The 19,350-nt window shown below is 71.2% G+C and carries 20 protein-coding genes and 1 pseudogene; 10 read left to right on the top strand and 11 right to left on the bottom strand.

Annotation, left to right across the window (positions count from 1 at the left end; translation table 11 throughout):
• Nucleotides 1–9 precede the first annotated feature (9 nt).
• Genes E1295_RS16945 through E1295_RS16935 form a run of 3 tightly spaced genes read right to left on the bottom strand, consistent with a single transcriptional unit; the run spans nucleotide 10 to nucleotide 3,170 of the window.
• A complete protein-coding gene (locus tag E1295_RS16945; protein WP_132631244.1) occupies nucleotides 10–780 on the bottom strand; it encodes an enoyl-CoA hydratase/isomerase family protein in 771 nt (256 codons plus the stop codon).
• Nucleotides 777–1,988, bottom strand: coding sequence for a CaiB/BaiF CoA transferase family protein (locus E1295_RS16940; RefSeq protein WP_132631243.1), 1,212 nt, complete (start codon nucleotides 1,986–1,988; stop codon nucleotides 777–779). Before E1295_RS16940 ends, E1295_RS16945 begins: the two co-directional genes overlap by 4 nt.
• Nucleotides 1,989–2,024: 36 nt before the next feature.
• Nucleotides 2,025–3,170: a glycoside hydrolase family 88 protein gene (locus E1295_RS16935; protein ID WP_132631242.1), complete on the bottom strand. Its 1,146-nt coding sequence runs from the start codon at nucleotides 3,168–3,170 to the stop codon at nucleotides 2,025–2,027.
• Nucleotides 3,171–3,246: 76 nt separating this feature from the next.
• Between E1295_RS16935 and E1295_RS16930 the strand changes: the two genes are divergently transcribed.
• Nucleotides 3,247–4,080, top strand: coding sequence for an IclR family transcriptional regulator (locus E1295_RS16930; RefSeq protein WP_220448754.1), 834 nt, complete (start codon nucleotides 3,247–3,249; stop codon nucleotides 4,078–4,080).
• Between the two features lie 38 nt (nucleotides 4,081–4,118).
• On the opposite strand, the gene E1295_RS16925 is transcribed toward E1295_RS16930, so the two are convergent.
• Both E1295_RS16925 and E1295_RS16920 read right to left on the bottom strand, forming a co-directional pair.
• A complete protein-coding gene (locus E1295_RS16925; RefSeq protein WP_132631241.1) occupies nucleotides 4,119–5,219 on the bottom strand; it encodes a zinc-binding dehydrogenase in 1,101 nt (366 codons plus the stop codon).
• Nucleotides 5,216–6,220, bottom strand: coding sequence for a hypothetical protein (locus E1295_RS16920; RefSeq protein ID WP_181958003.1), 1,005 nt, complete (start codon nucleotides 6,218–6,220; stop codon nucleotides 5,216–5,218). The genes E1295_RS16925 and E1295_RS16920 overlap by 4 nt, the downstream gene beginning before the upstream one ends.
• A gap of 198 nt (nucleotides 6,221–6,418) precedes the next feature.
• On the opposite strand from E1295_RS16920, the gene E1295_RS16915 reads away from it, so the two are divergent.
• From E1295_RS16915 to E1295_RS16905, 3 genes are all read left to right on the top strand, one after another.
• Nucleotides 6,419–7,735: an MFS transporter gene (locus E1295_RS16915; RefSeq protein ID WP_220448753.1), complete on the top strand. Its 1,317-nt coding sequence runs from the start codon at nucleotides 6,419–6,421 to the stop codon at nucleotides 7,733–7,735.
• A 137-nt stretch (nucleotides 7,736–7,872) separates the two neighbouring features.
• Nucleotides 7,873–9,525 carry a class I adenylate-forming enzyme family protein gene (locus E1295_RS16910; RefSeq protein ID WP_246080097.1) on the top strand — a complete coding sequence of 551 codons (1,653 nt, stop codon included), beginning with the start codon at nucleotides 7,873–7,875 and terminating at the stop codon, nucleotides 9,523–9,525.
• Nucleotides 9,522–10,697: an acyl-CoA dehydrogenase family protein gene (locus E1295_RS16905; protein WP_132631239.1), complete on the top strand. Its 1,176-nt coding sequence runs from the start codon at nucleotides 9,522–9,524 to the stop codon at nucleotides 10,695–10,697. Before E1295_RS16910 ends, E1295_RS16905 begins: the two co-directional genes overlap by 4 nt.
• 176 nt (nucleotides 10,698–10,873) lie before the next feature.
• On the opposite strand, the gene E1295_RS16900 is transcribed toward E1295_RS16905, so the two are convergent.
• The 4 genes from E1295_RS16900 to E1295_RS16885 all read right to left on the bottom strand — a co-directional run bounded on the left by E1295_RS16900 (nucleotide 10,874) and on the right by E1295_RS16885 (nucleotide 13,983).
• A complete protein-coding gene (locus E1295_RS16900; RefSeq protein WP_132631238.1) occupies nucleotides 10,874–11,335 on the bottom strand; it encodes a hypothetical protein in 462 nt (153 codons plus the stop codon).
• 87 nt (nucleotides 11,336–11,422) lie between these two features.
• Nucleotides 11,423–12,118 (bottom strand): hypothetical protein, encoded by a 696-nt coding sequence (locus E1295_RS16895; protein WP_132631237.1) that lies wholly within the window; start codon nucleotides 12,116–12,118, stop codon nucleotides 11,423–11,425.
• 153 nt (nucleotides 12,119–12,271) lie between these two features.
• Nucleotides 12,272–12,814: a hypothetical protein gene (locus E1295_RS16890; protein ID WP_220448752.1), complete on the bottom strand. Its 543-nt coding sequence runs from the start codon at nucleotides 12,812–12,814 to the stop codon at nucleotides 12,272–12,274.
• Complete coding sequence (locus E1295_RS16885; RefSeq protein WP_132631236.1) at nucleotides 12,811–13,983, bottom strand: trans-sulfuration enzyme family protein; 1,173 nt, start codon at nucleotides 13,981–13,983, stop codon at nucleotides 12,811–12,813. Before E1295_RS16885 ends, E1295_RS16890 begins: the two co-directional genes overlap by 4 nt.
• 59 nt (nucleotides 13,984–14,042) lie before the next feature.
• Here E1295_RS16885 and E1295_RS50970 point away from each other — a divergent pair.
• Nucleotides 14,043–14,192 (top strand): annotated as a pseudogene (locus E1295_RS50970) (Lrp/AsnC family transcriptional regulator); the annotation flags it as partial.
• Nucleotides 14,193–14,195: 3 nt separating this feature from the next.
• Nucleotides 14,196–14,570 (top strand): Lrp/AsnC family transcriptional regulator, encoded by a 375-nt coding sequence (locus E1295_RS16880; protein WP_246080096.1) that lies wholly within the window; start codon nucleotides 14,196–14,198, stop codon nucleotides 14,568–14,570.
• A gap of 169 nt (nucleotides 14,571–14,739) precedes the next feature.
• On the opposite strand, the gene E1295_RS48735 is transcribed toward E1295_RS16880, so the two are convergent.
• Nucleotides 14,740–15,156 (bottom strand): hypothetical protein, encoded by a 417-nt coding sequence (locus E1295_RS48735; protein WP_166427265.1) that lies wholly within the window; start codon nucleotides 15,154–15,156, stop codon nucleotides 14,740–14,742.
• Between the two features lie 82 nt (nucleotides 15,157–15,238).
• On the opposite strand from E1295_RS48735, the gene E1295_RS48730 reads away from it, so the two are divergent.
• Complete coding sequence (locus tag E1295_RS48730) at nucleotides 15,239–15,421, top strand: hypothetical protein (protein WP_166427264.1); 183 nt, start codon at nucleotides 15,239–15,241, stop codon at nucleotides 15,419–15,421.
• Between the two features lie 241 nt (nucleotides 15,422–15,662).
• On the opposite strand, the gene E1295_RS16870 is transcribed toward E1295_RS48730, so the two are convergent.
• Nucleotides 15,663–16,529, bottom strand: a complete 867-nt coding sequence (locus E1295_RS16870; RefSeq protein WP_132631234.1) for an MmyB family transcriptional regulator — start codon at nucleotides 16,527–16,529, stop codon at nucleotides 15,663–15,665.
• A gap of 103 nt (nucleotides 16,530–16,632) precedes the next feature.
• Between E1295_RS16870 and E1295_RS16865 the strand changes: the two genes are divergently transcribed.
• From E1295_RS16865 to E1295_RS16855, 3 genes are all read left to right on the top strand, one after another.
• Nucleotides 16,633–17,391: an SDR family oxidoreductase gene (locus E1295_RS16865; protein ID WP_132631233.1), complete on the top strand. Its 759-nt coding sequence runs from the start codon at nucleotides 16,633–16,635 to the stop codon at nucleotides 17,389–17,391.
• Between the two features lie 137 nt (nucleotides 17,392–17,528).
• Nucleotides 17,529–17,981: a GbsR/MarR family transcriptional regulator gene (locus tag E1295_RS16860; RefSeq protein ID WP_166427263.1), complete on the top strand. Its 453-nt coding sequence runs from the start codon at nucleotides 17,529–17,531 to the stop codon at nucleotides 17,979–17,981.
• Nucleotides 17,978–19,186, top strand: coding sequence for a glycosyltransferase (locus E1295_RS16855; protein WP_132631231.1), 1,209 nt, complete (start codon nucleotides 17,978–17,980; stop codon nucleotides 19,184–19,186). Before E1295_RS16860 ends, E1295_RS16855 begins: the two co-directional genes overlap by 4 nt.
• Nucleotides 19,187–19,350 lie beyond the last annotated feature (164 nt).

Here is a 19,350-nt window from a genome sequence, read left to right as displayed (position 1 = left end):
CACCGCGCGTCAGCGGCTGCCGCGCTTGTCCACGAACGCGCGGATCGCGTCGGCCGCCTCCGTGGTGACGAAGAGCCGGTCCAGCGCCGCACGCTCCTCCCGGCGCCCGTGCGGCGCCAGGTCGATGACCCGGCGCGCCTCGGCGACCGCGCGCACCGGGCGCGTGGCGAGCCGTTCGGCGAGGGTGGTGGCGACCTCCAGGGCGCGGCCGGGCGCGCAGACGGTGGTGACGAGGCCGAGGTCCGCCGCAGTAGCAGCGTCCAGTTGCTCACCGAGCAGGACGATCGCCTTCGCCCGGCGGGGACCGACCTGGGCGGTGAGCCGTTGGGTACCACCCCACCCCGGCAGCAGACCGAGGCCGACCTCCGGCAGTCCGAAGCGAGCGTCCTCGGCAGCGACGACCAGGTCGCAGGCGAGCACGCACTCGAAGCCGCCGCCCAGCGCGACACCCTCGACCGCCGCGATCACCGGCACGGGGGAATCGGCGATCTCGTCGCACATCGCGTTCGCCTCGTCCATCAACGTGGCGATCGCGGCGAGGTCTCCCTCGGCGTACGTGCCGATGTCGGCCCCCGCGCTGAACACCGGCGAACCAGTCAGAACGACCGCCCGCACCTCCGCCTCCCGCGACTGCGGCCGCAGGGCCGCCCGCAGGGCCGCCCGGACGCCGCGAACGGTGGGCAGGTTGATGGCGTTGCGCTTGCGCGGCCGGTCGAAGCTCACGACGAGTACGGCGCCGTCACGGCGGATCCGCACCGCGGCCGGGTCGGGGGCGGTCATGACGCGTCCTCCGTCCGGCCGGCGATCCCACGGGCGACGAGGCCCTCGACCTCGTCCTCGGTGAAGCCGGCCTCGCGCAGCACCTCGTCGGTGTGCTGGCCGAGCAGCGGTGCCGGGTCGTAGCGGCGGCCGGTCGCGGCGGACATCCGGATCGGGTTGTCGACCACGTTCACCTGTCCGAGCCGCGGCTGGTCGAGCGTGCGTACGACGTCGTTGTGCACGACCTGCGGATGCGCGAGCACCTGGTCGTAGTCGAGGACGGGGCCGCAGAGGATGCCCGCCGCGCCCAGACGCTCGAGTACGTCGTCGGTGCCGAACCGCTCGAGTTCGGCGTCCATGATCTTCCACAGCGCCGCCCGGTTCTGCTGCTGCAGCTCGGCCGTCGCGAACTCACCGCGCCGGGTCAGGTCCTCGATCGCGAGCGCCGTGCACACGTCGCGCAGGGGTTCGGGCCGGAACAGGCCCACGATCGTCACCCAGCCGTCGGCGGTCTTGAAGGCTCCGACGAAGTTGTCGCGTTCCCAGTGGATCTCGTGGCGGCGCATCATCCATGCGGTCATCTCCTGCATCTGCTGGAACACCACGGTGTCGATCAGCGACACGTCGACCCGCTGCCCCCGGCCCGAGGTCGACCGCTCGATCAGCGCCATCAGGATGCCCTGTACGAGTGCCATGCCGGCGCCGAAGTCGACGAACGGGACAGGGTAGATGCTCGGACGGCCGTCGTCACCGCGGTTGTGCCAGGCGGCTCCGCCGAACGACTGCAGCGCCATGTCCTGGCCGCCGAGGTCGCGCAGCGGGCCGGTGTCGCCGAATCCGGTGCCGTAGGCGTAGATCAGGCGCGGGAAACGTTCGCGCAGGGCCTCCCACCCGAGTCCCATCCGCTCGGCCACGCCGGCGCGGTAGTTGGAGACCAGCACGTCGGCGTCGGCCAGCAGCCGCATCACCACGTCGAGTGCCTCGGGCTGCTTCAGGTCGAGCACGATCGAGCGCTTGTTGCGATTGAGCGCGATGAACGACGCGCTGTCCTCTATGCCGTCGGACTCGGTGTCGATCGACCGGCTGATGTCGCCGGCGCGCGGTCGCTCGATCTTGATCACGTCGGCGCCGAAGTCGGCGAGGATCTGGGTCGCCTGCGGACCGAACTGCACCTGGCTGAGGTCCACGACGCGGACGCCGGCCAGGGGCAGGGATCGTGAGTCGTTCACGGGGTACTCCTCCTGTGGTGGTGGGTGCGGGCCCGCTCAGATCCGGCCGGCCGGGACCACGCCCGTCAGGACCATCAGCGATTCGAGCAGGAAGTAGCTGCCGAAGATCAGCTCGACGTTCGTCGCCGCGTCCTGCCGGCGCACGGTGCCGCGACGGGTGAAGCATCCGCCGGTGAGCATGCCGGCCGGTCGTCCGTCCGTGTCGCCGACCGGCGTCAGGTAGCGGTCGACCACGGCCTGAGCCGTGCGCTCGGCGAAGTCGCGGTAGGGCGCGCCGTCGTCGCCGAGCGCGTGGGCGAGCCGCAGCGCGGCCGCGACGGCCATCGTGGTCGCCGCGGTGTCCCGGTCGGTGTCGGGGATCGCGGGGTCGTCGAAGTCCCAGAAGGCGATCAGGTCCTCCGGGACGTGCGCGATCCACCAGTCGATGGTGCGGCGGGCGGCGTCTCGCCACCGAGGGTCCTTGGGACGTACGACGGCCGCGTGCGCGGCGTACACCATCGCCCAGCCCTGCGCGCGCCCCCACGTGCTCCGGTCGTCGTAGCCCTTGTGGGTATGGGTGCGCAGCACCCGGCCGTCCTCCGGGTCGAGGGTGGAGGACTGGACGACCGAGCCGTCCTCCCGTACGTGGATCTCCAGGACCCGTTCCAAGTGCTGCGTGGCGATCCGGTCGAACGTCTCGTCGCCGGTGTGGTCGGCCGCCCAGAAGAGCAGGGCGGTGGCCTGGAGGGAGTCGATGCTGCTCTCGGCGGCGCCGACGGAGCTCGCCTCTTCCGCGTCCTCGCCGAGCGGGATCAGCCCGAGCCGCTCGTCGTACATGTCCCTGAGCACCCTCGCGGCGCTCAGCGCGAGCGTCTCGGTGCCGGCGTCGTCGACCAGCCGGGTGGCGGCCGCGGCGCCGAAGTAGAACCCGAAGCCCTTGAAGGCGGTGCGGTGTTCCAGCCGGGGCACCATCAGATCCAGCGCCGCCCGGGCGTGCGCGGCGCTGACCCGGTCGGGGTCGAGCGCGTGGGCGAGCCAGAGCTCACCCACGTAGGCGCCGCCGGTCCAGTCGCCGTCGGGGGTGACCGTCCAGTCGCCGGTCTCGCCCGAAGCCCAGTGGGGCAGGCCACGCGACAGCACCGAACGGCTCCGGACGGCGCGCTCCACCATCCGTTCGCGCGCGAGTGCTAGTGATGTGCTCATGGAAGAGTCCTCCCGGGCGGGGGTGGCAGGGAGCCGACGCCTGCGCTAGTTGCGAATTTCTCCGAAATATCAGACGATGTCTGTCATGGTAAACGACCAGCCGACAAAGGCGCGACCGGCCTCCGCGAACGGCGGACGGATGACGGCGCCGGCGCTGCGTCGAGGGCTCGACATCCTCGAACTTTTCCTCGACTCCTCCGAAGGTCTGCGGGTGCCCGAGATCACGGCCCGTCTCGGGCTGCCGCGGGCGAGCGTCCACGAGCTGGTCGGCGCACTGGTCGACCGCGGCTACCTGAAGGCCAACAGCGACCAGCCGAGCACCTACAGCCTCGGGGTGAAGGTGCTCCAGCTCGGCGGCGCCTACGAGCAGGCCCTCGACATGGCCGCGCTCGGCCGTAAGGTCGCCAGGTCGGTCGCCGCGGAGAGCGGGGAGACCGTCCAGGTGGCCGTGCGCGACGGCCGCCTCGCGGTGTACGTCGTCCGCGTCGACAGCCGGCATGCCGTCCGCCTGGTCTCGTCCGTGGGCAGCCGGCTGGCCGCGCACTGCACCGCGGGCGGCAAGATGTTGCTCTCCGCGCTCGACGACGACGAACTCGACGCCCTCTACCCGGACGACGACGCGGTGGAGCCGATGACGCAGCGGAGCATCGACTCCAAGGCCCGGCTGCTCGCCGGGCTGGGCGAGGTCCGCCGGCGCGGCTGGTCCGAGGAGTTCTGCGAGTCCAACGACGACGCGGCGTGCGTCGCGGCTCCGGTCTTCGACGCGCACGGCAACTGTGTCGCGGCCATGAGCATCACCGTGCCGACCATCCGCTGGAACGAAGCCACGCGCGAGCGGAACCTCGATCTGGTCCGCGAGGGCGCCAGGGCACTCTCGCGCGAGCTGGGTGCGAGCGGCAAGCACGTCTGAACGCACGCGCCCGGCCCGATGACGGAGCACGTCTGTCCTCATGCGCCGGGCACGATGACGGAGCGTCCGGTCGCGCCTGCCGTCAGTGCCGCGTAGGCCTCGTTGACCTCGTCGAGGGCGAACCGGCGTCCGACGAGCCTGTCCAGCGGCAGCAAGCCGCGCTGGTGGAGGTCCAGGATCTGGGGGATCTGCACGACGGGGTTCGACGAGCCGTAGAGGCTGCCCACCACGCGCCGCTCCTGTTGCACCAGCGCGTTCACCGGCACCGTGAACCCCGCCCCGACGCGGCCCAAGCCGAGGGCCACCAGGGTGCCCGCCGTGCTGAGGCAGGCGAAGGCCTGCTCCATCGTGGCGGGCGCACCGACGGCGTCGACGGCCCAGCGCGCACCGCCCGGAGCGACCTCGTCGAGGACGGCGGCGAGGTCGTCGGTGGTCGCGTCGACCGTGTGTGTCGCGCCGAGCTCGCGGGCGAGCCGAAGCCGGGCGTCCACGGTGTCGACCACGACGATCGGACCGGCGCCGACCAGGGTCAGCCCCATGACCGTGCTCAGCCCGACCCCGCCGGCGCCGATCACCACGACCGGGTCGGCCGTGGCCGTGGGCATCACGTTGAGTACGGCGCCGACGCCGGTCACGACCGCGCACCCGACGATCGCCGCGACCTCGGCGGAGACGTCCTTGGGGATGACGACGACGGACCGGTCGGAGACCACGCAGCGCTCGGCGAAGCACGAGACGCCCATGAGGTGGTGGACGGTTTCGCCGCCGGCGCTCAGCCGGGTGGTGCCGTCGGGCAGCCCTCCGGTGGCGCCCTGGACGCGGCCGAGCACGCACAGGGCGGGGCGGCCGCCGGTGCAGAACTCGCAGTCGCCGCAGCGCGGTCGCCAGGTCATCACCACCCGGTCACCCGGGGCGACGCGGGTGACTCCAGGACCGACGCCCTCGACGACGCCGACACCCTCGTGGCCGAGGACGGCGGGCAGCCTTCCCTGGAGATCACCGGTCATGTAGTGCAGGTCACTGTGGCACACGCCCGCCGCCTCGACACGGACCTGCACCTCTCCGCGCTGCGGCACGGCCAGGTCGACGTCCTCGACCGTCAGCGGTGAGCCCGCCTCGCGGAGTACGGCTGCTCTCATCGGTCGCTCCCTGCGCGGTCGGTCGTCTGGGCCGTGGAGGTGTCCGGTGCCGCGAAACGTGGCAGTGCCGGTTGGTCGCGTTCACCGAGCGGCGCCATCGGGGGAATGCCGCGCCTGCGCGCGAGCTGGTCGAGCCCGAGCCGTGCCCGGCGTACTCGTTCGCGGGTGGACGCGAGGGTGACCTGGTCGAGCTGGGCTCCGGCCGGGTAGATGTCCGGCGCGTTGCGCAGCCCGAACTTCAGGTAGACCGGGGCCGCGACCCGCACGATGTCGCCGATCTCGCCGTACCGGACGAAGCCGCCGAGGTTGTCCGGCGTTTCGACGTAGAAGTCGATCGTGGCGTCGCTCGCCCCGCGCATCTCGGCCAGCTGGGCCAGCGAGAGATCCGAGGAAACGTTGATCGTGTCGGCTCCGAGGCCGGCCTGCACGGTGAAGGAGACCGGGTTGGCGGGCGCGGCCATCACCGACACCTTGAGCTGCGTCCTGGCCGGCAGCCTGCCGGTCGCGCGCAGCCGGTGGGCCGCCCACAACACTCCCTCGTCCGCGACGAGGAACGAGGCGACGCCGAGGGCGCTGGCCCGCATGATCTCCTCGACGGCGGCTCGGAGCTGGCTGGTCCCGCGGGCGCGCGTCCCGGGAGAGCCGGCCGGGCTGAGGCGCGATGCTCCGACGTCCCAGTTCGCCCCGGGCCGGGCGAACAGGCACAGCTCCACCGAGCGTTCCCGGCACAGCTGCACCATGTCGACGATCTCGCGATCGCTGAGCATCGTCACGCCTGAGCCCTGCGAGATCCGATGGACGGGTACGCCGAGCGACTCCGCCTCCTTCAGGGCGACCTCCGTCGCGGCCGGCCCTTCCACGCTGGGCAGCTCGACCCGCCACGAACCGCCGCCGGGAAACGCGAGAGACGACGCGGGCGGCTCGGGCGGCAGGGCGCCGAGAAGGCCGTTCTCCATGAGTGTCCGGACCGCGGGCGAGCCGGCGACCGTCCCGTCGGCCATGAACCCTCCTGTTTGAAATCTCAGACAATGTCTGGCTGGCTAAACAGCTATCCCACCCGGACAGGAGGTGTCAAGGCAGGGAAACGCGCCAGGTCGGGGGGTTGACCGAACCCGAGGTCGTATGTCAACGTGCTCCAAATATCGGAGGCCGTCTAATATGCCAGATGGATCGGGACGGCTCGGACGAACGGAGAACCGATGCACCCGGAGCAGCAGGTGCCCGTCGAGCCTTCCGCGAACATGGCGCGGCCCAGCCGGCGGATGACGGCGGGCCTCGGCGGCGGCGTCGCGCTGGAGTGGTACGACTGGAACATCTACGGCCTGATGGCCGCCTTCCTCGCACCCCATTTCTTCCCGTCGGAGGACCCGACCACCGCCGTACTGGCCTCGCTGGCCGTCTTCGGAGCCGGCTTCTTCGCCCGGCCGATCGGCGCGGCGCTGCTCGGACCGGTCGCCGATCTGATCAGCCACAAGCGGGTGATGCTGATCTCGGTCGCGGCGATGTCGGCCGCCTCGCTGATCGTGGCCGTGCTGCCCACCTACGAAACGCTGGGCGCCGGTGCCGGTGTGGCGCTCCTGGTGCTGCGCCTGGCCCAGGGCCTGGTCACCGGTGCCGAGGCCGGCGTGGCCAACGCCATCGGCGCGGAGCTCTCCCCTCGCGGTGAGGAGGGCCGCTATCTCGGACTGATCAGCGGGACGTTCATCCAGCTCGGAATCGTCAGCTCAAGCGCGATGGCGTTCGTCGTGAGCGCGATCGTCACGCCCGACGCGATGGCGGACTGGGCCTGGCGGGTGCCGTTCGCGATCGGCGGGGTGGCCGGCATCGCCGTGCTCTACCTGCGCAGGGTGCTGCCCGAGACGCTGGTCACCCGTGCGGTCAGCCGCAGCGACAAGGCCGAGCGGCGGGGCGCGGCCTCGCTGTGGAAGACGCTGTGGCAGGCCCGGCTCGCGCTGGCGGCGGTCGTGGTCGTCATCGGGTCCGTGCAGATCGCCAACTACGCCTGGATCACCGGACTCCCCAACCTGGCCAACTCCACCTATGCCGAGAACAGCACGTGGGTCTTCGCGCTGACCACGATCATGGGGATCGTCTGGATCGTGTCCGGGCCGATCATCGGTGGCCTGGCCGACCGGGCCGGCACCGCCCGCGTGTTCACCGTGATGCGGCTGGCGCTGGTCCCGGCGTTCTTCTTCATGCTGCTCTACCGCGAGCAGAACCTCGCGATGTTCGCCCTGGTCATGGTGATCGGCGGTGTGGTGGTGGGCTTCAACATGTGCCTGTACAACTACGTCGCCGTCACGCTGATGCCGCGCGAGATCCGCACCACCGGCGTGGCGCTCGGTTACGCGCTCGGAGTCTCGCTCTTCGGCGGCACCTCGTCGTACTTGCTGGTCTGGCTGCGCTCCAACGGCAACTTCTGGCAGTTCGCGGCGTACGGAGCGATCGTTGCGCTCGCCAGCGTCGTCCTCTACCACCTGGCCCGCTCCCGCGGGCACGTCCACGTCGGGCGCTGACCGACCCGAGGAGGTCGCATGAGCACCACCCCCGTCGCCGCAACCTACGACGAGCCCGCCGAACTGCGCGCCGACGCCGCCGGCGCGCCGCGGCGCGCCGGCGGACGGGTCGTGCCGCCGGAGGGGCGTTGACCGCCATGGCAGCCCGGCCGACCGGGGAGAACGAGGTGGAGACCGCTCGTGCGCCGGTCGACGACCACGTCGTGCCCTGGACGTCGTATCGCGGGCTCCTTCTCGAACGCCGCGCCGACCACACCACCTACCTGGTCGAGGACCCCTCGCGTGCCGGGTCGCGTACGTGGACCGGCGCCGCCTGGGCCGCGGACGTGCGGTCCGTCGCCGCCCGTCTGCGTGCCTCCGGGGTGCGCCCCGGCGACGACCTCGCGATGGTCGCGACCAACCGCCCCGAGACGCTGCTGGTCGCGTTCGCCGCATGGTGGCTCGGCGCCTGCTTCGTCCCGCTCGACCCGCGCGACGGCCGGGAACGTCACGCGGCCTTGCTCGCCGCCTGCGAGGATCCATGGCTGGTCGCCGACGACGCCGACGGACCCGACGCGCCGGGCCGTCCGCTGTCGGCCGCCGAGGTGCTGCGGCCGGCCGAGGTTCCCGATGACGGGAGTCCGGAGCCCGGACTGGACACACCGGCGCTCCGCCTTCACACCAGCGGCACCAGCGGTACGCCGAAGCCGATCCTGCTCTCGATGCGCGGGCTGTTCGTCAACTGCGACGCGATGCGCACCGCGCTCGGCTGGACACCGGGCACCAGGCTGATCAACGTCCTGCCGATCAGCCACGCCAACGGGCTGGTCATCTGCTCTTTTTTGCCCTGGTTCGCGGGAGGCTCGACGGTGCTGATGGACCGCTTCCGCAGCGACCGCTTCTGGCCGGCCGTCGCGAGATCGGGAGCCAACGCCTGCAGCCTCGTACCGACCGTGCTGGAGTACCTGCTCGCCGATCCGTCGACGCCCGAGCCCGGTCACGGGCTGAGCCACGTGATCTCGGGCAGCGGCCCTCTGCGACCGGAGTCGGCACAGCAGTTCGAGCAGCGCTTCGGCATTCCCGTACGGCAGCTCTACGGCCTGTCCGAGACCACATCGGTGCTGACGATGACGACCCCGCAGCCCGTCGGTGCGCTGACCGGCCGGATGCGCGGCTCGATCGGCACACCCGTGCCGCACGCCGAGGTCCGCGTCGTCGACCCCGAGGGCCGGGAGTGCGCGGACGAGGAGCGCGGCGAGATCGTGGCGCGCGGCGCCATGCTCATGCTCGGCTACGCCGGCAATCCGAAGGCCACCGCCGCGGCGTACGCCCAAGGCTGGTTCCACACCGGTGACCGCGGTTACCGCGTCACCGGGCCCGGCGGGCGACCCTGGTTCTTCCTCGAAGGGCGGCTCGGCGACTCGATCTCCCGCGGCGGCTCGACCGTGCTCCCCCAGGTCGTCGACGACGTGCTCGCCGCTCATCCCTCCGTCACCAGGGCGGCCACGTTCGGCTTCGCCAACCGCTGGTACGGCGAGGAGGTGGCGGCGTTCGTGATCGCCCACGCGCCGGTGACCGAGGACGAGCTCCGGGCCTGGTGCGTCGAGCGGGTCGGTTTCGACGCCAGCCCGAAGGTCGTGATCTTCGGCGAGGAGCTGCCGACGACGTCGGTCGGCAAGATCCAGCGGTCCTCGCTCGCGAACCGGATGGCGCCGGAGCTCGCCCCGCTCTGGGACCGCCGGTTCCGCCGCCGCGACCGGACGAAGCCCGGCAGCCACCTGACTCATGAGACCCCAGGGGGAAAGACATGACCGACCAGACCATCGTGCCGGCCCCGGCGACGTTCGAGGCGGTCGAGGAGTTCGTCGAGACCACGGTCCGCGAGCGTGGCGCCCGGATGGACGCGACGGGAGAGTTCGACAAGGACCTGCTCGACCAGGCGGCCGGCCTCGGACTGGTCCGGCTGATCTTCGACGACGACCTCCGTCTCGACCTCTCCCGCATGCCGCTGGCCCACGAGGTGAACGAGCGGCTCACGGCGGTGTGCGCGCCGCTGGCGATGGAGGTCGGCGTGCTGCGTCTGGTCTCCTACCTGCTGGCGCGCTTCGCACCGGCTCCGGTCCGCGACCGCTGGCTGCCGTCGACCGTGGCCGGCAGGGCGTACGGGTCCTTCGCCCTCTCCGAGCCCGAGGCCGGCACCGACCTGCGCGGCATGACGACCGTGGCCCGCCGCGACGGCGACCACTACGTCCTCGACGGGGGCAAGTGCTGGGTCGGCTTCGCTCCGGTGGCGGACTACGCGATCGTGCTGTGCAAGGCCGAGAGCGGCGCCCGGCTCGCCGAGACCCTGGCCCTGGTCGTGGACATGGCTTCCGAGGGCGCCTCCGGGGAGTGGGGCCCGCGGTTGTCGGGCTACCGCGGTCTGCCGAACGGGATCCTCACGTTCGACGGCGTACGTGTGCCGGTCGGCCACGCCCTCGACGTCGAGGGCTTCGCCGGGATGATGGACGGCCTCAACATGGCGCGGATCGACGCGGCCGGTTACGCCTGCGGCCTGCTCCGCGCCGCCCTCCAGGAGAGCGTCGCGCGGGCCGCGCACCGCGAGGCGTTCGGCGGCAAGATCGGCGACCTCCCCAGCATCCAGACCAAGCTGGGCCGGATGCGGGCCGCCTACCAGGCCGCACGCGAGCTCACGCTCCGAGCGGGCGAGAGCTACATGGCCAGGCCGGGCGGCGACCAGGATCTGATCTCGGTGGCCAAGATGACGGCCGGCGACCTCGCCCGCGACCATACCGACCAGGCCATGCAGATCTTCGGCGCCTCCGGGATGGTGATCGGCAGCCGCGTCGAGCGCCTCCACCGTGACGCCAAGGCGACCCAGATCTTCGACGGCACCAGCGAGATCCACGAGACGATGGTCGGCCGCCGCCTCGTCCGTGCCTACGCACGCGCGCAGGGCGGCGACTTCATGGCCGGCTGGTAAGGGCTCGACCGCTCTCGTTCAAGTCGGGCAGGATTGTTCGCGGCGGGGAGCCATGCGGGTGACCTCGCCGGCAATCGCAGGCATTCACATTGGTATGCCGGCCCGCGGAGCGCCCGGTTCGGCCGGGCGCCGACGGGGACGGCGCATTGAACGTCCGCTTCGCCGTGATCCTGAGGTCAGGAGATCGCGTGACGGCGCGGAGCCTTGTGGAAGTAGGCGTTGGCCTGCGGCAGGAACATCAGCGCCATCGCGGTGAGCACGGCGAGGACGTGCACCACCCGGCTGCCGCCGAACAGCAGATCCAGGCCGTCGAGCGGCCCCAGAGGTGTGCCTGCCAGGAAGTCCTGGATGGGCTCGATCACCATGGACAGCAGCCCGAACACGCCCAGCATGACAGCGATGGTCAGCCGGGCCCAGTTCTCACCGGCACGCAACCGCAGCGTCAGGAAGATCGCGAAAGCGAAGACCGCCAGTCGGAGTCCGACGCCGGAGATCAGCGCTCCCGCGGTCGCCGTGCCGTCGGCCAGCATGCCGCTGACCGCCAGCACGGTCTCGAAAACGCCCGCGGCGACGGCCGTCAGCCAGGCGATGGCCGCGAAGCGCACAACAGGCGCAGGTGAAGAAGTAAGCGTGGTCATGCACACCAGTTTCGTGCGCGCCGCGTCCAAGATCATTGCTGGCCGCCCCCGAGTCCGTGGTAGGGCCCGCACCACCTAACCGCGCACTCACAAGCGGGCGTCGAAGCGCCGGCGAAGCGGCTCGTAGTCGTGTCCGGGGAAGATCTCCGGAAGCACGGTGAGGCAGTGCTCCAAACCCGCGACCCCGCTGTACGGCACCTCGCCCCGCAGGTTGACGTCGGTGAAAAGGTACTGCCACCCGTGGGCGCCCACGGTGAGCAGTGCCGCTTCCAGGTAGCCGGCATAGTCGACGTCCATCTGTCCGAGCCAGTGGTCACCGGCGTCGTAGTACCAGATCGCCGAGTCCATCCCGACGGACAGCGGGCGCGCCTCGGGCACGGAGATCGCGGCGACCGACCCCGACCCGGCGTGCGGCTCGTAGTCGATGGTGTAGAGATCCGCCAGTGCGGCGTACTCCTCGGGTGGCAGCGTCCAGTCGTCGGGGAACCATCCCTTCACCGCCCATTCGGTGAGGTTCTGGAGGCAGAGCTCGCCGCCCCGCGTGCTGTCGGCAGTGAGCCGCCACACGACGTGCAGCTGCCCGGAGGTGAAGTACAGGCCTCGGAAGGCGTCGTCCAGGTGAAGGCCGTGGTTGTCGGCCAGCTTCGCGAACACGACGTCGGCCCCGGCGCCGCCGTGCACGTCCTCGCGCGACTCCTGATGTTCGACGGAGACGAGCGGGCTTGCCACCAGTTGCTCGAGGACTCGGTCGTAGCGTTCCTGGAACGGGGTCAAGCTCATCATCGCCCTCCTCGAATTCAACGTGGCAGCAACCGTATCCCGCGTCACGATCACCTGTTCGCCCTCGACGGCGAAGGCCGGGACTTCGACCGTGTCCGTGTCGAAGTCCCGGCCGGAGTGGCCTGGTGACGCCGGCCGATGCCCGAGACGCGGTGATCAGCTCGGGCGGCGGGTGAGGATCATCTCCTCGTCGAGGACCCAGGTCGCCCCCTTGTCGTGGGACGTCTCCCCCAGCCATCGGGCCGACGAGGGGGAGATCTCGGTGAAGCGCCAACGCAGCCACGGATCGTCCTCGTCGCTGAGCAGGACGATGTCTCCGTCGACCGGCCGCCCGATGAAGCGGCGAACGCGGGCGTTGATCGGCTCGATCCAGGTGGAGCGCCACGCGTCCAGATCCGGATCGTAGAAACGCACCGTGGTGCCCTGGAAGGCCCTGAGGTTCGGTGCCGCCGCCTCGTTGCGGCCAGGCATGATCCAGGTGTCTTGTACGGCCCGGCCGCCGAGGACCCAGCCGAAGTGGAGCTCGCCCTTGGCTCGGGCGGGGCTCCCGTCGAGCGCTGGGCCCGACCATTCGATGTCCCAGGATCCTACGAACTGGCCGAAAAGCATGAGCTTGTCGGCATGAGCACCGGCTGGTCCTGGCACATGCAGAGCTTCGATGAGTCCCCGCTCGGCGGAGAGGTCCGCGTCGTACGTCAAGGGTGTACCTCCTCATAGGCTTGGGAAAGGCTGCGGTCGAGAGCGCGCCAGAGATCGTCGACGTCCTCTAGCCCGACCGACAGGCGCAGCAGCCGGTCGCCGATTCCGCCGCTCCAACGGTCCTCGTCGGCGACGATGCGGTGGGTGAGCGAAGCGGGATGCTGGATGAGCGTGTCGACCCCGCCGAGGCTGACCGCAGGTGTGATCAGTTCGACACTACCGACGACGACATGCGGGTCCGCGGCGACCTCGAAAGACACCAGGCAGCCACCGCCCTCCATCTGCCCGGAAGGGCGATCGGGGTTGAGGGAGGGGTAGCACACCCGGGTCACGGCCGGATGGGCCGCGAGCCGCTGTGCCAGGTCCGCGGCGCTCTCCGCGGCCCTGCGCACTCGTACGGGCAGCGTCGCCAGCCCTCGCAGCAGCATGTATCCCGCGAAAGGATGCAGGATCGCGCCGGTGACGATCCGGATCTGCCGGAGCGCCCGGGCGAATTCCTCACCGCAGGCGACGACCCCGCCCATCACGTCGCCGTGACCGCCGAGGAACTTGGTGGCGCTGTGGAGGACGACGGCGGCGCCGTGCTCGACCGGGCGCTGGAGGACGGGGGTGGCGAACGTGTTGTCCACCAGCAGCGGCACGCCCGTAGCGGCTTCGGCGAGCCGGGCGATGTCATGTTCGGCCAGCGTGGGGTTGGCCGGGGTCTCGGCGATCACCAGTCCGGTGTCGGGCCGGATGGCGTCCGGCAGGGCCTCGGGAGTGGTCCAGGTAACGGTCGTGCCCAGCAGTCCCGAGGTGAGCAGGTGATCGCTCGTGCCGTAGAGGGGCCGGATCGCCACGATGTGCCGGCGCCCCTGGGCCACGCTCGCGAGCAGGCACGCCGTCAGGGCGGCCATTCCGCTGCTGAAGGCCACCGCGGCGGCGCATCCTTCCAGGTCGGCGACAGCCCGCTCGAAGCGGGCCACCGTCGGGTTGCCGACCCGGCCGTAGACAGGACGCCCCTCCGGCAGCTCGCCGGCGGCGAAAGCGTCCAGGCGTGCTGCCTCCGAGCCGGTGTCGTACGCGGGATAGACGGTCGAGAAGTCCAGCGGCGCCGCATGCAGGCCGCGGGCTGCGAGATCTTCTCGCCCGCTGTGCACCGCGCGGGTGTCGAGGGTCTGGCGAGTCATGAGTGCATGATTGAACCTTCGCCGGCCATCGGCAAGAGATCCTGAACTATATTCTCCGCATGGGAGAGAACCCTATTCTGGATTCGATTGATCTTGAGATTCTGCGAATCCTGCAGAACGACGCACGGATCACCAACAGGCAACTGGCGGAAGCGGTCGGCATCGCCCCATCCACGTGTCTCGGGCGCGTCAGCCGGTTACGCTCCGCCGGAGTGATCGAGCGTTACACCCTGCGTGTGAACTCGGCGGCTCTCGGCAGGCCCCTGGAAGCCCTGCTCGCGGTCCGGCTGCAGCCGCACCGCCAGCCGTACGTGGACGCCTTCGTCGAGCACGTGCTCGCCCAGCCGGAGACCCGTACGCTCTACCACCTCACGGGACCCGACGACTACATCATCCACGTGGCCGCTGTCGACGCGGCCGACCTGCAGCGGTTCGTCCTCAACGAGCTGACGTCACGGCTGGAGGTGGCGTTGGTGCACACCAATCTGATCTTCCGCCAATGGCATGGCAAACCCGCGCTGCCGCCAGGTGCCGAGACCGGCACATCCGGGGCCGGGCCAGGCACGACACGCAGAACCCACCGATGACGCATGCTCCCGCCGTCGAAGGGCCTTCGACGGAGGCCGGTCCTCTGAAGGCCGGCCCTCGTTGTTCGAGCGCGCCTGGCTGAGGGCGGAGCGGGGAAGAGAGCGACTGCGGCGCGCCGTCAGCTGGGCTACGGAGGGTCCAGCGGGCCGGAGGCACGCAGTGCGGCGCTCAGCCCGAGGGGTTCCCAAAAAGATCTTCTCCCTGTAGCGCACAGAAGATGCAGAACGGCGGCGCAACGGCGTATTGCGCGCGACTTCCCATGCGCATACCGTAATAACCCTGTCGCTTACCGTATGAATGCTTCTGCTGGACCTGCTGCGTCCCGACATGGAGGCCGTGCTGGCCGAGAACCTTCCGCCCGAGGTCGAGTTGCGCTATGACACCGCGCTGATCGACCTCGCCGACCGCCCCGGCGGCGTGACGGTGACGCTGGAGGACGGCACCGTCCTGGATGCCGATCTGCTCGTGGGCGCCGACGGGATCCATTCGACCGTCCGCCGGCTGGCGTTCGGGCCGGAGGACCGCTGCCTGCGCTACCTGGGCCTGCACACGGCGGCGTTCACCTTCGACGCGCCGGATGTGCACGCCGCCACCGGGGACGCGTTCTGCCTCACCGACTCCGTCGACCGGCAGATGGGCTTCTACGCGCTGCGTGACGGACGGGTCGATGGCCCGCTGGTTCCTGCCCTCCTCACCGACCGACCTGCGCATCCGGCGCCTCATGCTCAGCCTGACCCGGCTGCCCTTCGTCACCGGCTACCTGAACTCCGTCCTCGCAGGCAAGGACACCAAACTCGCCGACGTCATGCGCCGGGCATCCGGCACCGCGGCCGAATCGGCGCTCGCGTAGCGCCCGCTCCCATGTCGTTCGGCCGGCGTGCCGTCAGCCGAGAAAGCGGAGCGTCGCCCCAGCTTGGTGACCTTCAGCAGACGAAAACCTTGGAGAAGCCGTACTTCTTGCTGGAGATGCGGAAGCTCACCGAGTGGGCAGTGCCGCCACTGTTGTGGCCCGCCGGTCGACCGCGCGGAAGAAACCGTCCGGACGCAACAGCCCGTCGTCGACGAGGCGGCCACTGTCCTGACGGGCCCGCTCAGGAAGGATGCGCCTGCGGGGCTGCGTTCGCCGCGAAGTCCTCGTGGCCCATCACCGCGAGGAGCCGGACCTTGCTCTCGGCCTCGCTGCCCGGCCGGGGTGTGAGGACGAGCAGCGCCTGCGCCTGGTCCTCGGTGAACAGCGCCTGGCAGTCGACCTCGATCCGGCCGAGCTGGGGGTGCACGACGGTCTTGTGATCGGCGAAGCGGCGGGCGACCTCGTGCCGCTCCCAGAGGGCACGGAACTCCTCGGACTCGGCGAGCAGCAGCTCGACCAGCTCGCCGGCCCGTGAGCGCGGGCCCTCAGCGCCATGGGCGACGCGCAGGGAGGCGACCAGGCTCCTGGCCTGGTGCTCGTGATCCTCGGGAGGGTAGACCCGGCGGGAGGCCGGGTCGGTGAACCAGCGGTACACGTCGCTGCGCGCCCAGCCGGTGCGCGCGGACGGTTCGCCGAAGATAGCCGTCGCCAGCCGGTTCGCCACGAGCACCTCAGCGAGCGAGGACAGGATGAGCGCGGGGCAGTCCTCCAGCCGGTCCAGGACGCGCAGCAGGGCGGGCGCGACGTGCGTGTCGGCGGGTGTGCGGCGCGGGACGTTGTGGCCGGCGAGGCGGTAGAGGTGGTCGCGTTCGTCGGCGGTCAGGCGCAGCGCGCGGGCCAGCGCGGCGAGCAGCTGCTCCGACGGCTGCGGGCTGCGTTGCTGTTCGAGCCGTACGTAGTAGTCGCAGGACATGCCGGTCAGCGCCGCGACCTCCTCGCGCCGGAGCCCCGGTGCGCGCCGGCGGGGGCCGGGCACCAGGCCGACGTCGGACGGGCGCAACGCCTCGCGGCGGCGGCGCAGGAAGTCGGCGAGGGCGGGACGGTTCATACCCACCATTGTGCGGCGGGGCGAGCGGGCTCATCCAGGGATCGCCGATCCCCCGATCCACGGTGCTCTCCCTGGTCCGGCGGACGGCCCGCAAGGTGGAGGCATGAACATCACCGGCAACACCGTCTTCATCCCCGGCGCGACGTCGGGGATCGGCCTCGCCCTCGCCCTGCGGCTGCAGGCGAAGGGGAACACCGTCGTCGTCGGCGGGCGGCGTACCGACGTGCTGGAGCGGCTGGCCGCCGAGCACGGCCTCGGCACGGTCCGCATCGACGTCGCGGACCCCGTGTCGATCGAGGAAGCGACGGCGCACGTCGTCGCCCGTCACCCCGGCCTCAACGTCCTCGTGGCGATGGCGGGCATCATGCGGTCCGAGGACTGGACCACGCCGGGCTTCCTCGCCGACGCCGAGGCGGTCGTCACCACGAACCTGCTCGGCCCGATCCGGCTGATCGCCGCCCTCACCGAGCACCTGCGGAAGCAGCCCGGAGCGGCGATCATCACGGTCTCGTCCGGCCTGGCCCACGCGCCGTTGCGCATCACTCCCAGCTACAACGCGACCAAGGCCGCGATCCACATGCTGAGCGAGACGTTGCGCCTCCAGCTCGCGCCCGCGGGCGTGCAGGTGATCGAGCTCGTGCCCCCGTCGGTGCGGACCGCGCTCCTGCCGGGCCAGGAGACCTCGGACCTCGCGATGCCGCTCGACGAGTTCGCCGACGAGGTCATGACCCTTCTCGAGGCCCGGCCCGACTCCACCGAGATCCTGGTGGAACGCGTGAAGTTCCTCCGCTTCGGCGCGGAGCGCGGCGACTACGACGAGGTGGTCGCCACGCTCAACGCGTCCGACCCGCACGCACGCTGACCACCACCGACCCGCAGAAAGGACACAAAGGCACCATCCCCAACGAGGAACTCCTAGGCCGCAGCTGAACCGGCCCGAGGGGCGCCTTGATGGTCGGATTGTTCGCACCTATCCGAACAATCCGATACACTCCTCTCATGAGTGTCGATCAGTTCGTGGAGGACGCCGGGCTCTTCTACGCGCGGCTGGGCCTGAGCCGGACGGCCGGGCGGGTCATGGGCCGGCTCCTGACCGCGGAGTCGGGCAGTGCGGACGCGCCCGAGCTGGCCGAAGGGCTGGCCGTGGCCAAGAGCAGCATGAGCATCGCGCTGCGGCAACTGGAGCAGGCCGGGTTGGTCGAGCGCTTCCGGATGCGGGGCGCGCGGCGTGACCGCTACCGGCTGGCCGAGGACGTCTACGCCCGCGCCTTCCGCGCCAAGATGGCCGAGTTCGAGAGCTTCCGAGTGCTGGCCGAGCAGGGGCTGAGGGCGGTGGGCGACGATCCCGCGCGCCGGCGGCGGCTGGAACTGATGCGGGACATGTACGCGTTCCTGATGGACCGTTTCCCCGCGCTGCTGGACGAGTGGGACGAACTGCGGGAGCGACGATGAGACCGTTGCTGATCACCGTCGGGAGTCGCGGGGACGTCCAGCAGTTCCTGGCGCTGGCATGCGGGCTGCTGGCCGCCGGGCACCGGCCGGTCCTGGCCGCGCCCCGCCGGTTCCAGCCGCTCGCGGCCGGGCACGGCGTGGAGTTCGTACCGCTCAACGACGAGATGCTGGCCCTGCAGGGCTCCGTCAAGGGGCAGGGCGTGCGCGCGGCCATCACCGCCGCGCGGTCGGCCCGGCCGATCATGCGCCGCCTCCTGGACGATCAGGCGGCGCTCGCGGCGCGACCGGCGGATGTCGTCGTGTACCACCCCAAGTCGCTCGGCGGCCCCTACGTCGCGGAGAAGCTCGGCGTTCCGGCGTTCGCCGGTCTGCTGATCCCTCTGTACGTGCCGACGTCCGCCTTTCCTTCGCCCCTCTTCCCGGTGCGTCCGCCGGGCCCGCTCAACCGGGCGAGCTGGCGGGTCGCCGCCGCGGTCGAGGCCCCGTACCGGAGCATGATCCGCACGTGGCGGGCGGAGGCGCTCGGCCTGCCGAACGGCTTCGTGCCGATGGCGGAGCTGATCAGGACGGGCAACGTGCTGCACGCCTGGAGCCCGCACCTGCTGCCCGCGCCCGCCGACTGGCCCGCCTCCGCCCGTCCCCTCGGGTTCTGGACGATGCCGGCGGACGACACCTGGACCCCGCCCGAGCGGCTGGCTCGTTTCCTCGACGAGGGCGAGCCGCCCGTCTACGTGGGCTTCGGCAGCTCGACCACCGGTGACCCCGACGGGTTGACCGCCGCCGTGCTGGAAGGCGTCCGGCTGGCCGGTCGCCGGGCCGTGCTGGCCACCGGGTGGGGAGCGCTGCGGCCAGGTGCGGTCGCGGACGACGTCCTGGTGATGGAGGAGGTCCCGCACGACTGGTTGCTGCCGCGGGTCGCCGTCGCCGTGCACCACGGCGGCGTCGGCACGGCCGCGGCGGCCCTGCGTGCGGGGGTGCCTCAGGTGGTACGCCCGTTCGTCGGCGATCAGCCGTTCTGGGCCTCCCGCCTGCACCGCCTCGGCGTCGCCCCGCCCCCGTTGCGGGGCCGTCTCACCGCCGCCCGGCTGGCCGCCGCCATCGAGCAGGCGGCGCACCTGGCGCCGGCCGCCCGCGTGCTGGCCGGACACGTCGGCGCGGAGGACGGAGTCGCCGCAGCCGTGTCCCGGATCGCGGCCTCGTCATGAACCCGCTGGTACGGACGGTCCGAGGACGGCCGTACGCCGGCGTCAGGTGAGGTAGCGCAGCCACAGGTACGGCGCGGTCAGCGTGATGGTCACCACGGTGACGACCAGACCGTACTTGGTGAACTGCCAGAAACTGATCGGGGTGCCGTTGCGGGCGGCGATGC

This window comes from Nonomuraea mesophila (assembly GCF_004352805.1).
In the GTDB taxonomy this organism is placed as follows: Bacteria; Actinomycetota; Actinomycetes; order Streptosporangiales; family Streptosporangiaceae; genus Nonomuraea; species Nonomuraea longispora.
The sequence above is the reverse complement of the archived record's forward strand: the minus strand, read 5'-3'. Positions and strand labels throughout refer to the sequence as shown.

Bases quoted from the DNA above. Each gene is read 5' to 3' on its own strand.
- E1295_RS16935 (WP_132631242.1), bottom strand. From the start codon at position 3,170: ATGAGCACATCACTAGCACTCGCGCGCGAACGGATGGTGGAGCGCGCC.
- E1295_RS48730 (WP_166427264.1), top strand. From the start codon at position 15,239: ATGGCCCGCTGGTTCCTGCCCTCCTCACCGACCGACCTGCGCATCCGG.
- E1295_RS16895 (WP_132631237.1), bottom strand. From the start codon at position 12,118: ATGATGAGCTTGACCCCGTTCCAGGAACGCTACGACCGAGTCCTCGAG.
- E1295_RS16885 (WP_132631236.1), bottom strand. From the start codon at position 13,983: ATGACTCGCCAGACCCTCGACACCCGCGCGGTGCACAGCGGGCGAGAA.
- E1295_RS16900 (WP_132631238.1), bottom strand. From the start codon at position 11,335: ATGACCACGCTTACTTCTTCACCTGCGCCTGTTGTGCGCTTCGCGGCC.
- E1295_RS16945 (WP_132631244.1), bottom strand. From the start codon at position 780: ATGACCGCCCCCGACCCGGCCGCGGTGCGGATCCGCCGTGACGGCGCC.
- E1295_RS16855 (WP_132631231.1), top strand. From the start codon at position 17,978: ATGAGACCGTTGCTGATCACCGTCGGGAGTCGCGGGGACGTCCAGCAG.
- E1295_RS16860 (WP_166427263.1), top strand. From the start codon at position 17,529: ATGAGTGTCGATCAGTTCGTGGAGGACGCCGGGCTCTTCTACGCGCGG.
- E1295_RS16870 (WP_132631234.1), bottom strand. From the start codon at position 16,529: ATGAACCGTCCCGCCCTCGCCGACTTCCTGCGCCGCCGCCGCGAGGCG.
- E1295_RS16915 (WP_220448753.1), top strand. From the start codon at position 6,419: ATGCACCCGGAGCAGCAGGTGCCCGTCGAGCCTTCCGCGAACATGGCG.
- E1295_RS16925 (WP_132631241.1), bottom strand. From the start codon at position 5,219: ATGAGAGCAGCCGTACTCCGCGAGGCGGGCTCACCGCTGACGGTCGAG.
- E1295_RS16905 (WP_132631239.1), top strand. From the start codon at position 9,522: ATGACCGACCAGACCATCGTGCCGGCCCCGGCGACGTTCGAGGCGGTC.
- E1295_RS16920 (WP_181958003.1), bottom strand. From the start codon at position 6,220: ATGGCCGACGGGACGGTCGCCGGCTCGCCCGCGGTCCGGACACTCATG.
- E1295_RS16865 (WP_132631233.1), top strand. From the start codon at position 16,633: ATGAACATCACCGGCAACACCGTCTTCATCCCCGGCGCGACGTCGGGG.
- E1295_RS16930 (WP_220448754.1), top strand. From the start codon at position 3,247: ATGTCTGTCATGGTAAACGACCAGCCGACAAAGGCGCGACCGGCCTCC.
- E1295_RS16910 (WP_246080097.1), top strand. From the start codon at position 7,873: ATGGCAGCCCGGCCGACCGGGGAGAACGAGGTGGAGACCGCTCGTGCG.